The sequence below is a fragment of the Oricola sp. genome (assembly GCF_965230365.1).
GTDB lineage: Bacteria > Pseudomonadota > Alphaproteobacteria > Rhizobiales > Rhizobiaceae > Oricola.
On sequence record NZ_OZ246003.1, the window covers coordinates 2,619,075 to 2,631,667 of the forward strand.

General features: G+C 60.2%; 12 protein-coding genes and 2 pseudogenes. 9 read left to right on the plus strand and 5 right to left on the minus strand.

Annotated elements, in window-relative coordinates:
• Positions 1 to 4: 4 nt before the first annotated feature.
• Together ACO06R_RS12675 and ACO06R_RS12680 are read left to right on the plus strand one after the other, a co-directional pair.
• Entirely contained in the window at positions 5 to 898 is an 894-nt protein-coding gene (locus tag ACO06R_RS12675; RefSeq protein ID WP_421850324.1) for an isocitrate lyase/PEP mutase family protein, read from the plus strand.
• A gap of 11 nt (positions 899 to 909) precedes the next feature.
• Positions 910 to 1,800 carry a DMT family transporter gene (locus tag ACO06R_RS12680; RefSeq protein ID WP_421850327.1) on the plus strand — a complete coding sequence of 297 codons (891 nt, stop codon included), beginning with the start codon at positions 910 to 912 and terminating at the stop codon, positions 1,798 to 1,800.
• 78 nt (positions 1,801 to 1,878) lie between these two features.
• On the opposite strand, the pseudogene ACO06R_RS12685 reads toward ACO06R_RS12680, so the two are convergent.
• A pseudogene (locus ACO06R_RS12685) lies at positions 1,879 to 2,042 on the minus strand (DUF2493 domain-containing protein); the annotation flags it as partial.
• Between the two features lie 686 nt (positions 2,043 to 2,728).
• On the opposite strand from ACO06R_RS12685, the gene ACO06R_RS12690 reads away from it, so the two are divergent.
• The 7 genes and pseudogenes from ACO06R_RS12690 to ACO06R_RS12720 all read left to right on the plus strand — a co-directional run.
• Positions 2,729 to 3,556 carry a helix-turn-helix domain-containing protein gene (locus tag ACO06R_RS12690; RefSeq protein ID WP_421850330.1) on the plus strand — a complete coding sequence of 276 codons (828 nt, stop codon included), beginning with the start codon at positions 2,729 to 2,731 and terminating at the stop codon, positions 3,554 to 3,556.
• 119 nt (positions 3,557 to 3,675) lie between these two features.
• Positions 3,676 to 4,701 (plus strand): alpha/beta fold hydrolase, encoded by a 1,026-nt coding sequence (locus tag ACO06R_RS12695; protein ID WP_421850333.1) that lies wholly within the window; start codon positions 3,676 to 3,678, stop codon positions 4,699 to 4,701.
• Entirely contained in the window at positions 4,688 to 5,752 is a 1,065-nt protein-coding gene (locus tag ACO06R_RS12700) for an ABC transporter substrate-binding protein (RefSeq protein WP_421850336.1), read from the plus strand. The genes ACO06R_RS12695 and ACO06R_RS12700 overlap by 14 nt, the downstream gene beginning before the upstream one ends.
• 63 nt (positions 5,753 to 5,815) lie before the next feature.
• Positions 5,816 to 6,853 (plus strand): ABC transporter ATP-binding protein, encoded by a 1,038-nt coding sequence (locus tag ACO06R_RS12705; RefSeq protein WP_421850339.1) that lies wholly within the window; start codon positions 5,816 to 5,818, stop codon positions 6,851 to 6,853.
• Positions 6,850 to 7,695 carry an ABC transporter permease gene (locus tag ACO06R_RS12710; protein ID WP_421850342.1) on the plus strand — a complete coding sequence of 282 codons (846 nt, stop codon included), beginning with the start codon at positions 6,850 to 6,852 and terminating at the stop codon, positions 7,693 to 7,695. Before ACO06R_RS12705 ends, ACO06R_RS12710 begins: the two co-directional genes overlap by 4 nt.
• The gene (locus tag ACO06R_RS12715; protein ID WP_421850345.1) at positions 7,692 to 8,486 is read left to right on the plus strand and encodes an ABC transporter permease; all 795 of its coding nucleotides are present in this window, start codon (positions 7,692 to 7,694) and stop codon (positions 8,484 to 8,486) included. The genes ACO06R_RS12710 and ACO06R_RS12715 overlap by 4 nt, the downstream gene beginning before the upstream one ends.
• A 167-nt stretch (positions 8,487 to 8,653) precedes the next feature.
• Positions 8,654 to 9,010 (plus strand): annotated as a pseudogene (locus ACO06R_RS12720) (integrase core domain-containing protein); the annotation flags it as partial.
• 192 nt (positions 9,011 to 9,202) lie between these two features.
• Here the strand turns inward: ACO06R_RS12720 and ACO06R_RS12725 are convergent.
• The 4 genes from ACO06R_RS12725 to ACO06R_RS12740 are packed head-to-tail and all read right to left on the minus strand — an operon-like array spanning position 9,203 to position 12,593.
• Positions 9,203 to 9,835 carry an HAD family hydrolase gene (locus tag ACO06R_RS12725; RefSeq protein ID WP_421850349.1) on the minus strand — a complete coding sequence of 211 codons (633 nt, stop codon included), beginning with the start codon at positions 9,833 to 9,835 and terminating at the stop codon, positions 9,203 to 9,205.
• A 59-nt stretch (positions 9,836 to 9,894) separates the two neighbouring features.
• Positions 9,895 to 10,647 (minus strand): ATP-binding cassette domain-containing protein, encoded by a 753-nt coding sequence (locus ACO06R_RS12730; RefSeq protein ID WP_421850352.1) that lies wholly within the window; start codon positions 10,645 to 10,647, stop codon positions 9,895 to 9,897.
• A 28-nt stretch (positions 10,648 to 10,675) separates the two neighbouring features.
• Positions 10,676 to 11,623, minus strand: coding sequence for a sugar ABC transporter substrate-binding protein (locus tag ACO06R_RS12735; RefSeq protein ID WP_421850355.1), 948 nt, complete (start codon positions 11,621 to 11,623; stop codon positions 10,676 to 10,678).
• A 22-nt stretch (positions 11,624 to 11,645) separates the two neighbouring features.
• Positions 11,646 to 12,593, minus strand: a complete 948-nt coding sequence (locus ACO06R_RS12740; protein WP_421850358.1) for an ABC transporter permease — start codon at positions 12,591 to 12,593, stop codon at positions 11,646 to 11,648.

The window sequence follows — 12,593 nt, forward strand, 5'->3', positions numbered from 1 at the left end:
CGCCATGAGAACCGTCATACGAACCGCTCCGAACGAAGGCCGCAACCTCCGTGCGGCTCGGCTGCGCACCCTTTTGGAGCAAAACGACCTCGTGGTCGCGCCGTGTTGCTACGATGCGCTCTCGGCCCGGCTGATCGAACAGGCCGGCTTCGAGATGACGTTTATGTCGGGCTTCTCGGCCTCGGCTTCGCGTATCGGGATGCCCGACCTCGGCTTGATGAGCTATGGCGAGGTGTTGGACCAAACGCGCAACATCGCTGAAGCAACTTCGCTACCATTCGTGGCCGATGGCGACACCGGATACGGCAATGCGATGAATGTGCTGCGCACCGTAAAGGGTCTCGCGCGCGCCGGTGCAGCGGCGGTGATGATCGAGGATCAGGTCGCGCCCAAGCGCTGCGGCCACACACCTGGCAAGGCGGTTGCCGACCGCGACGCGGCCTTTGACCGGGTAAAGGCTGCCCTCGACGCCCGCGAGGAAGAAGACGTGTTGATCCTCGCCCGGACGGACGCCCGCACAGAACACGGTCTTGGCGAAGCCATTGAACGCGCCCTACGGTTCCATGAGCTCGGCGCAGACCTCACCTTTGTCGAAGCCCCGCAAAGCGAAGGCGAGATGCGACGCGTTTGCGAGGAGGTTCCAGGCCCGACCATGGCCAACATGTTGGAGGGCGGCGAGACGCCGATCCTGTCGCAAGCTGAACTGCGGGACATGGGATTCAATCTTGCAGCTTATCCGCTGACCCTGCTGGCCTCGGTCATGCAGCGGCTGATGGAGACCCTCGTCGATCTGCGCAATGATTGCGTGGACCAGGGCACATTGATGTCTTTCAAGGACGTACGCGCCAGGATTGGCTTCGATGAGTACTATGCAGCCTCCAAAAACTACCGGGCCTGACATCGGCGGAAATGACCGACCCGGACAAACATACCACCGCAAACACACAGAATGTCGGTCTGGGTATCGGTCTGATGCTGCTCGCTGCGGGCATGTCTACGGGCCTGTCGGCATCGGCAAAATGGCTGCTATCGGAAATTGCGATGCCCGTGGTGCAGGTTGTGGCATTGCGCTACCTGGTGCACTTCCTGTTCACAGCGACCGTTTTTCTCCCCCGTCACGGGTTTGAAATCCTTCGTTCGCGGGCCCCGGTTCAACTGCTTTTGCGGTCGGTCTTTCTTGTTCTGGCCACGGTTTTGAACTTCCTCGCGCTGAAGTCCCTGCCCCTGACGCTGACGACCGCGATCATGTTCGCGATCCCCATCGCGATCACGCTATTGTCAGTCCCAATTCTGGGCGAGCGGATCGGCATACACCGGATCGCGGCCGTGCTGGCGGGCTTTGCTGGCGTCCTTGTCATCGTGCAGCCCGGCAGTGCGACCTTCCAACCGGCTGTCTTTTTGTCGGTTGGTGCCGTGATCGCCGCTTCGCTCTACTACGTGATGACCCGCAAGCTGGCGGGGGTCGACCGGAACGCCTCGATCCAGCTTTGGTCCTCGGGACTGGCAGCGCTGTGTTTTCTGCCCTTCAGTTTTCTGACCTGGACCTGGCCGGAGACGGCAACAGGGTATGTCATACTGGTATCGATGGGCCTCTTCGGCGCTTTCAGCCACATCGCCAGCACGGAAGCACATCGTCTGGCCGAAGCCTCACTTCTTGCGCCATTTGGCTATGCCCAAATCATCACGGCCACCATCGTCGGCGTTCTGGTCTTCGAGGAAATCCCAATCCCTACGACCTATATCGGCTGCGCCATTGTTGTGCTGTCGGGAATCTACATTTGGTGGCGCGAGCGCCGGTGAACCGGATGAACAACAACCCGGCTGGCAGCAGACGGACGATCTGCTGGCTCAGTTTAGGGGAAGTCCGCTACCGGTCAAGCGGGATGCAATGAGTTCCGCGCCGTTGGGCGACTTGCCGTGGAGAAGCATCATGTCTGGGTGCTTGGCATGGACCGGTCGAGCTGCGCCCAGATCAGGCGGTGATCGTTGAAGTCAACCCCGCCGGTTACCGCCACCTTGGGGCCCTCGGGTCGAAGCAGCTGCGCCTCCACCCGACGGCCGGCGGCGGGTGATTGACGCAGACCAGTTCCTTTTCGAGATCGGGTTCGGTGAGTGCCCTCTGGCATACCCTCGACCAACCACCGGCACCGCTAAGCAGGTTGGTAACCAGCATTTTGCGCTTGCCGGTCATACCCGTATTCCTGCAATGTTCGGACGCGAAATCCGCTTCGCTAAATGTCTAACATTCGGTTCGTGGAATCCCCGGAGATCGAGGATTTTTGAAATTGGTTCAAATCCCACCCTCTACTCCATCTCGCGCTTGCGAAAGTGTTCTGCCGATCCCGCGGCGGCCGAATTCTTCCGTTGTTTTCGAGGTTGTGCGCGAGGGGCTGAGCACTGACCCCTGCGCCAGGTGGCCCGGAAGCGGTCTCTCAGGCCGACAGTCTCCAAACCTCATGCCTTGGGGGATTTGGTGAATGACTTATAAGCCAATGTAGACGTTGGAGAAGTTCCGGCCTTTATATCTACTTGGATTGGGGTCGCGTTCGCGTCTGTGACCAGCCCCAGCAGCTGGCTGAGCATGTTACAATGCGCAAAAATGGCCAGGGCGGAAGATCGGTTCATAAAGGGGCGCGCTGGCGAGGCGCGCCATCAATCGTTAGGATCGAGGCACTCGGGAACCTGCCGTTGCCATCCGCCTTGAAAAGACTGCCTGAACAGCCTGCCAATGACATCCAGTATCGACTTTCCCAAGAATCTTCGCCTGCTGAGCAGTCGCTACAAAAGCGTCACCGAAGTCTGTACGCGGATTGGCATCAATAGGCCGCAGTTTACGCGCTATCTTTCGGGACAAACCAGCCCCTCGCTGAATGTCCTGTCGCGTATCTGCGATTTCTTCGGTGTGGATGAGGCGGAGATCCTTCTGCCACACGAGACGTTCAAGGCCGAGGTCTTTTCCCGTCCGCTGGCGTCGTATGTCCCGATGGGGATCGCCCAAGAGTTTCGCCGCCACCGCCACAGGATGAAGGCTTCTCTGGCTGGTTTGCAAAGCTATTGCGGGTATTACCACCTCTACTACCGCACACCCTCATGGAAGGGTGGTGTGGTGCGCGCGCTCACGCAGGTTTGGCAGGACAGCGAGATGACCTACGCAAAGTCCCTCGACCGGATGCACTGGAGCGGCAGCCCCAAGTTTGGGCGAGCGACGCACATGATCCAATCCTGCCTGTGGCTGCATGACGACCGGATCTTCATGATCGAAAGTCAGGAGCGAGGTGGCGAGAATTTCTCGGCGATGATCGTCAAGACAGCGACGCGTACGAACTTCCATTACCTGCACGGCCTGCTGACCGGGGTGACCAGCACCGGTACCGACATGATCTACAGCACGCGGGTGGTCTGGGAGTCTCTCGGGGCGGATATCGACGTCAAGGCCGCGCTTAAACAATGCGCAGTCTTCCCACCCGATGCAGAAGAGATCGATCCGATGATCCTGCGGGCTTTGAGCACCGAAGGGATCGGCGATGGCAATGCCTTGACCGGGTTCTTCGAGTGAAAGACTCTCGATGGCGCATATTAGCGACAACTAGCGTCAAAAATAGGTGCTGAATTTGGCTGACAGGCCCCTTTCGCGTTCTTAGCCTGTCTTGGAACGCAGCTTGTGAGAGACGTCCCTTGAACATCGCACCTTGGACCAAAGCCTGCCTCTTTCCCGCAACTTCCGCCAGCGCGGAGGGCTTTCTGGATGTGAGCGACGGGCATTCGGTGTACTGGGAAGAATACGGTAACCCCGATGGCATCCCCGTGCTCTATCTGCACGGCGGCCCGGGTCGGCCGCGCCCGCATGCCATTCCACGGTTATTCGACCCCGAGGCTTTCCGGTTGATCCTGATGGACCAACGCGGCACGCGGCGCTCGCGCCCCTTGGGAGAGATGCGCGCCAATACCACGCAGCACCTGATCGGGGACATCGAAACCCTGCGCAAGGCGCGCGGGATCGAAACCTGGCATGTGTTCGGCGGCTCATGGGGATCCACCCTTGGGCTCTGCTACGGCATCGCGCATCCAGATCGCCTCGGCAGCCTGACGGTCTGGGGCATCTATCTTGCGCTTGCCTCCGAGGCCGATTGGGTAAATTTCGGCGCGCGGTGGATGAAACCGCGCGAATGTGAGGCACTGGTGGATCATGCGGGCGCGACGACGACAAGCGAATTGCTGGAAGGCTATCGCGCGCTGATCGAGGACCCCGATCCGGCGGTCCATGAACCGGCGATCAAAATCTACAATGCCCATCAGGCGGCCCTGTCTGACATCCGGCATTATGACGCATCGCTTGACCGCGACCGGGAATCCACTGCTGAAATGTTGCCGCAACTGAAGATCGAGCTGGGGTATTTCTGCGCCAATTGTTTCATCCCGGATGGCCATATCCTCGATCAGGCGCACCGGCTGCGGGGAATTCCCGGCACCATCATCCAGGGGGCCGATGACATGATCTGCCCCTGCGCCAATGCCACCGAACTTGCGCGGTTCTGGCCCGATGCCGATCTGCACATCGTGCCCGACGCCGGGCATTTCGTCTTTGAGCCGGGCATCGCGGCCCGCGTCATGGAAACTTTCGCGGCCATCGCACGCGCGGAAGGCCTTCACACCACACCAAATAAACCAATCAAACAGGGAGCAATCAATGCAACGCTTTAACATGAACCGGCGCGTTTTTCTGGCAACCACCACAGCGGCACTCGCCACGCCCGCGATCCTGCACGCGCAAGAACGCAGCCTCAAGGTCTCGGCTTTTGGCGGCTATTTCGAGGATTCGCTGGTCAAGCACGTCTATCCGAAATTCACCGAAGAAACGGGCATCGCCATCAATTCGGTCAGCCAGTCGGGCGGTTCGTCCTGGTGGGCGGCGATCCGCGCCGGTGCCGCAGCCGGCGATCCTCCGGCGGATGTCTCGATGCCCGGCGGTCAGGGCGCGATCCGGCAGAGGGACCTTTTCGCGAAACTCGACGAAACCGCGTTGCCCAATGTCGCCAATGTCGATCCCGCGCTGATCACTCGCGACGCCGAGGGCCGTATCCGCGCGGCGGCCGTGCTGGCCTGGTACACCACTTTCGTCACCAACACCGACGCTTTCCCCGAGCCGCCCAACAGCTGGGCCGATATGTGGACTGACGCCTACAAGGGCCAGCTTGGCCTGAACGCCAATGCCGACACCAGCTATATCCTTGATATCACCGCAAAGACCTTCTTCGGCGGGCAGAGCATCCTGCGCACCCGCGAAGGGCTGGATCGAGTGATGGAGAAGGCCGCCGAGCTGCGCGAGAACGTGACGCTATGGTACAAAGACGAGGGCCAGTTCCAGCAGGCCTTGCAATCGGGCGAAATCCCGGCGGGGCAGTATTACCACGACGTCACGCTTCTGGCTGCGGCGGATGGATTCCCTGTCCGCTCGACATTCCCCAGCGAGGGCGGGGTGATCGACTTTGGCTCGTGGGGTGTGATCGACGGCAGCAAGAACATCGCAGAGGCGCAGGAATTCGTGAACTGGTGCTGCGCGCCGGAACAACAGGCGCTGATGTCCCGCCAGATCGGTACGGCGCCGATCGTGCCGCAGTCGATGACCGACCTGACGGACGAGGAGTTTGGCGCGGTTTCCGCCCAGGGCGCACCCATCGTGCCGCTTTTCGACGTCTATGTCAGCGAGGCCGACTACATCGCCGAGAAATGGGCCGCGCTGATCGCGAGCTAGGCCAGACCATGACACCGGGCGACCCGCGCCCGGTGTCCCCTAATCTCTGATAGACTTGTCCCCATGGCAGACCTTGTCCTTGAACAGGTGACCAAAACCTTTGGCGCCACCACAGTCGTGAACCGCGCCGATCTGACAATCCGGTCGGGCGACTTCGTGTCGTTCCTCGGGCCGTCAGGCTGCGGCAAGACCACGCTGTTGCGGATGATTGCGGGGTTGGAAAGCGTCACTTCGGGGCGCATCCTGCTGGACGGGGCGGACCTTGGCGCAACGCCCGTCAATGCCCGCGGAATCGGCATGGTTTTCCAGTCGCTTGCGCTCTTCTCGCATCTGAGCGTGGCGGAAAACATCGGTTATGGGCTGCGCATTGCCGGGAGGAGCAAGCAGGCGATCGCGCCGCGCGTTCAGGAATTGCTGTCGCTCGTGGCGCTCGACGGGTTTGGCGCGCGTCAGGTCAGTCAGCTTTCAGGCGGGCAGAAACAGCGCGTCGCCATCGCCCGCGCTCTGGCCCGCGATCCGCACCTGTTCCTGCTGGATGAGCCGATGTCGGCGCTCGACGCTCAGTTGCGCGAACAGATGCAGATCGAGCTTCGCATTCTGCAACAGAAGCTCGGCGTCACCACCATCGCCGTGACCCATGACCAGCGCGAGGCGATGACTATGTCCGACAAGATCGTTGTCATGTCGCCCGGCCGGATCGAACAGGTTGGCAGCCCCGAAGAGATATATCACAAACCCGCCAATGGCTTCGTCGCCAGGTTCATCGGCGAAAGCAACCTGCTTCCGGTGCGGATGGAGGGTGGTGTCGCTCTGTTTGGCGACACCCCGCTGCGGGCGGATGAGGTTCTACGCGCGGAGGGCGATCGAGTTCTGTCAATCCGCTCAGAGGATGTAATGCTGTCGGCCGAGCCTGCCGATAACGCCCTGCCGATGACAGTCACCTTCCTGCGGGATCTGGGCGAAAGCGTGCAGGTTTTGCTGGAGGGGCAAGGCGCGGTCCTGACCGCAAAAATCTCCAAGGCCGACCGCGCGCTTTATGCGCGAGGCGACGCTGTCCATGCCGTCCTGCCCCCCGCCGCGGCGCGTGTGGTCCCCGCATGAGCACTGCGCGTGCGCCCCGGTTCAGCCTGCCGCTGCACTATGCCGGTGCGATGCTGGCAGTGTTTTTCGTTGTGCCGCTGGCCATCATGCTGGCCGTTTCATTCTACCACCGCACGGTAGGCTACTATGAACGCGGGTTCGAGTTCGACAGCTACATTCGCGCGGGACAGGAGCTATACCTAAACGCGCTTCTGACCTCGGTGGAGTTTGCGCTGATCGCGTCTGTCGCCTCGGTACTGATCGCGGTTCCATTTACCTACCTTGTCTCGCGGCTGCGGCCACGTCCGCAAGTGCTGACCCTGATCTTCGTTCTCTGCGCCATGTCGCTCTCAGAGGTCATCGTCGCCTTCGGCTGGTCGATCATCCTGTCACGCGGATCGGGGATATCGAACATTTTCGTCTGGCTGGGCCTGATGGAGCGCCCACAAAGCTGGGCGCGCGGTTACTGGGCCGTCCTGATTGGCCTGACGTATTTCAACCTGCCTTTCGCCGTGGTGATGATGTTTCCCGGCTTCAGCCGCCTGAACCCCGAGGTGATTGAAGCCTCGCGCACATTGGGCGCGGGCCCGTTGACCATGTTCCGCACCATCGTTCTGCCGCTCATGACGTGCACCTTGCTGGCGACGACGCTGGTTCTCTTCATCTTCACTATGGGCGCGCTGGTTACGCCTCTGTGGCTGGGCGGGCCGAAGGAATGGATGATTGCCAACTACATCAGCGACGAGGTGATGACGCGCTCGAATTTCCCCTTCGGCGCGGCACTGGCGATGATCTACTTCGCGATCACCATCGTTTTTCTTCTGGTCGTCTGGTGGCTCAATCGTAGGGGAACGGCGGCATGAAAACGCTCTCCCGTCTTTACATCGGAGCCTTCCTCGCACTCCTCTCCGCCCCGCTGATCGTGGCCTTCGGTGTCTCGCTCAACGAAAAGCGCGTGCTGTTCTTTCCACCGCGTGGATTTTCGCTGACGTGGTATCAGGAGCTTCTGTTCCATCCCGACTGGCGGTTGGCGCTGATCACTTCGCTGGTCGTTGCAGCGGGGGCGGCGCTAGTGGCGCTCTCGGTCGCCCTTCCTGTCGCCTACATGCTGTGGCGCTACAACCTGCGCTACGCGAGGGTGCTGTTTTTGCTGGGCCTGATGCCCTTCGCCCTGCCGCCAGTGATCACCGCCATCGGAATGCTCAGCTTCTGGGCCGAGATCGGCTGGACCGGCCGCATCGAAAACTTGATCATCGGCCACGGCGTTTTCATGGTGACATTGCCGATGGTGATGATCTCGCTCGGGCTGGAAAGCATCAGTCGCGAGCAGCTCGAAGCCGCCGAAACGCTGGGCGCCACACGGCGGCAGGTCTTTACCACGGTGATCCTGCCGCTCATCCGCCCCTACATCTTTTCCGGTGTCGTTTTCGTTGTAGTCTTTTCGATGAATGAGTTCGTGATCTCGTTCTTCCTCGGCCAGTTCAACACGGTGACCTTGCCCGTCAAGATCGTGACGCAGCTAAGATCGGGTTATTCGCCCGTCGTGGCTTCCGCCGCGATGTTCTTTCTTGCCATGGCCGTGGTAGGCTTCGCGCTGGTGGCGCGGCTCGGCGATTTGCCCAAACTGCTCGGGGCGGGTAGCGCTGGAGATTAGGGGGCTCGAAATTCGAGACCTCGGAGCGTAGCGCCTCAGTTGTGGGGGGTGGAACCCGCATCTCGCGGACCGTACAGCCCCCTGTTGCTGTTGCGGAAAGGCGGTGTGACCCGTTGCCACGCTGTTTTCTTCATGCCGTCGCAAACCTTGCAAAGCGGTCGCTCGTTCTGGAAGCGATCGCAGAACGGCGCGGCTATCCCTGAATGGTGGTCAGCGACAAGCGCACGGAACTCAAAGCAAATGCCATACTCGTCTGGCAACAGGACCGCAGCGTTGAGTGGCACTCCATAGCACTGGGAAAGCCCATGCAGGATGGCTTCGTGGAAAAATTCAACGGCAGGCTGAGGGGCGAGTGTTTGAACGAGCATCTGTTCCGCAGCTACCGCGACGCTTGCGAGTTCATCGGAGGATTTAGGATCGATTACAACCTGCACCGGCCACATACCAGCCTCGACGGGCTCACGCCGAACGAGTTTGCAAACCGTTCCGAAATGGACCATAGCGTGAACAGGGCTAGCCTGTGAATTGGTACATCCAAGCGAGTAGGTCACAATGGCTGCCGGCCTGATGAGTATCTGCGCGCATGCCGCTGTTCTTGATGGTCGGCGGATTGCCGGCGACGGGAGAAAGTAGCGCGTTAACGTTCGGAACGAAGTCCAAAAAAACCGCACCCGGCTTGGCGCGAACACGGCAGAAAGCCGTCTTCAAGAAACACGTTAGTCCGCGAGTGACAGAATGTGATCCGCCAGGCTGTCCATCTGCGAAAAAACCGGCACCTGCGCATAATCGGCACCGACAGGCACATGACTGCCAAGCATAATACACGGCAGTCCGGCGGCCGCAGCCGCTTGCAAACCGACCGGGCTGTCCTCGATGACGACAGGGTTTGCGGCACCACCCATCGCGGTGATCGCATGGCGCAACAATCCCGGTTCCGGCTTCGCTATGCCAACCTGCTGCGCGGAAAAGCACGCATCACGGAACGCGTCCCACAGCCCGTGCTGGGACAGCATGAGCTCGATTTTTGCTTCACTTCCATTGGACGCCACGCAGAACGGTATGCCGCGTTCTCTGAGGGTCTCTACGAACTCGCGGACGCCGGGTACGAGATCGACACCGGCCTCAAGTCGCGCGTGAACCTTGGCATATAGCTGTTGTTTCCAGCCCAACGGCAGCACCGCCCCCAACTGTCTCGCCGTATCGACAACGCCTTCGATAGACTTACCCATAAACTGCGCCAGGCATTCCTCGGGTGTGATATCTAGGCCGCGCTCCTGCAAGTCGGCGCAAAGCACCTCATGCATCGGGCCTTCGCTGTCGACGAGCACGCCGTCGCAGTCGAAGATCACAAGGTCCGGCAAAGCCTTGAGAACGGGGGCGGAAGTCAACACGGAAATGGTCTTTGCGGTCAGTTCGCCGGCGAAGTTTCGCCGCTTAGAATATAGTGTGAGAGCCGGTCTGGCGTCAGGCCGCTGACCGGCAGACCGATCTGGTTGCGGCCGTGTCGAAGGATGCTGACGCGGTCGGCAACCGCGACGATATCCTGCATGGCGTGGCTGATCAGAATGATCGTTTTTCCCGTCGCCTTCAACGACCGGATCAGGTCCAGCACCTGTTCGGTTTCGCGAACGCCAAGCGCTGCCGTCGGCTCGTCGAGAATAACGACGTCTGCATTCCAGCGCAGCGCCCGACAGATTGCGACGGCCTGACGCTGACCGCCGGATAGTTCTTCGACCTTGGTGTTCATGTCGGTCAACGCCTTGTTGAGCTGCGACATGTATTCCAAAGACCGCTTTCGCATCTCCGCCTTGTCGAGGAGTGGAATGCCTAGGATCGGCCGGGTCAATTCGGCGCCCATGAAGATGTTCTGGAAAATCGTCATGCGCGGGGCGACCGCGAGGTCTTGGTGAATGGTCGCCACGCCGGCACGGAGCGCGTCCGTGGGCGTGGCGAATTGGCATTGCCGACCATCGATCACGATGGCGCCGCTATCCGGCGTCTCGACACCGGCCAGCACTTTGATCAGGGTCGATTTGCCGGCGCCGTTGTCGCCGCAAATTGCGTGCACTTCACCCTCTTGTATGTCCACGCTGACACCACGCAGCGCTTCTACGGCGCCGTATTTCTTGTGAATGTCGGTGGCTGTTATCTTGGAAGGCATCTCGCAATCCCTGATCGATGGGTAGACGTTATTCGGTGAACTGCGAAACGTTGCTGGCGTCGACCAGCACCGCGCTCATGAACAAATACGGGCCCGAGACGACCTCGTCCTTACTCATGCCTTCAACCGCAATCTTTTTCATCGAATCGACAGCGGCGACGGCCATCGCTTCGAACGGGATCGACACGGTAGCTGTCATCATGGACTCCGGGTCGGCAATGCGACGGAAAACTTCCGCCCCGCCATCGATGGAGACCAGCGAGACATCGCCCTTGCTGTAGCCCGCTTCTTTCAGAATGTCGTCGATGATGAAGGCCTGGCCGTCGAACGAAGCCCAGACGCCCTTGAACTTGCCTGCCTGCTGCAAGACCAGAGCCTGCATGCCATTGCGCACGTCATCGCGCCAGCTCTTGGTGCGGGCCATGGAGTGGCTGCCGACGACTTCGACCGCCTTGTTTTCTTCCAGAACGGCGTCGAGAATCTTGCCACGGACACGCGTGCCGGCATTGGCCTCAAAGCGCTGCACCAGAACGCCGCCCTCGAAATTGATTGTACCCAGCAGGTAGAGCGCCGCATCTGCGCCGACGCCGTATTCGTTGACCTGGACATCGAACAGGGTGTGCGGGCTGGTACCGCTGACGACCGAGATCGTTGGAATGCCGGCTTCCTTTGCGGCGGCAAACTGCGCGTCGGCCTCGACCGGCTTGGACATACACAGGACCAATCCGTCAACGCCTTTGAGAACGAGGTTATCGATCTGCTCGGCATGGGTTTGAAGATCGCCGTTGGAGTTCAGAACCTGCGGAGTCCAGCCAAGTTCATTGGCGCGCGCTTCCGCCGCGTTCGCACAGCGCGCATGCGTTTCCGCCGACATCTGGAACGCCACGATGCCAAGATCGAAAGCCATCGCCTGGCCTGCTACAAGCAGGGACCCGGCCAGGACCGGTAACGCCTTGAGTGTTGATTTGAATGCCATTTCTACTCTCCCAGTTGCATGTTTACAGGCTGAAGGCAGCCTGCTTGAGCACCGAGGCGGACACAGCCACCGATGCAATGATGATAATCCCGAGCATGATGTCCTGGACGTAGTATTGGGCCCCGAGAAGGACGAGACCGTTCGACAGCATGACGATGATCAGCGCGCCTACGAAACTCCCCAGGATGTTGGGTTTCGCAGGCGTGAACATTGTCATGCCGAGGAGTGTTGCGGCGATGCCGAGCAATAGAAAGTCGCCACCCATCTGGGGCGCGGCCGACGAAAGATTGGAAACGAGCAGCACCGCAGTGATGCCGGCCGCGGCGCCTGAGAGCGTCAATCCGAAAATCTTGCAGCGGCGGGTGTTGATGCCTGAGCGACGCGCCGCTTCCTCGTTCTCGCCGGTTGATTGCAGATGCACGCCGGCCTTGCTCTGGGTCGAGAACACAAACGCGATGACGACCACGATCAGCATCAGGATGACCAGCAGTGGCACAGCGCCGATCTTGCCGCGTGCGATGAAGAGAAAATTCGGGTCCCAGCGGCCGACAAAGGCAACGCCACCGGTGATCATGAATGCGAGCCCGTTTGCCACCGATGACATGCCCAATGTCGCGATCAGCGACGGCACCTTGAGATACGTCACCAGCAGGCCATTGGCGATCCCGGCCGCGACGCCGATGCAAATTCCGACAACCGCCGCCAACTGCCACGCGACACCGTCGGAAATTAGCATGCCTATAATTACGCCGGCGAAGCTGCAGACATGTGCGAAGGACAGGTCAAGTTCCGAGGTAATCAACGCGAAGGTGAAGCCGATCGACAGGATAGCCAGAAAGCTCACCTGCTTGAGGATGTTCAGCAGATTCGGAACCGATGCGAAGTTTTCCGCAAACATCATCAGATAGATGAACAGCGCAATGCCGGCCAGAAATGTGCCGTATCTCTCGATGATCCGTCGTGTCGTCAT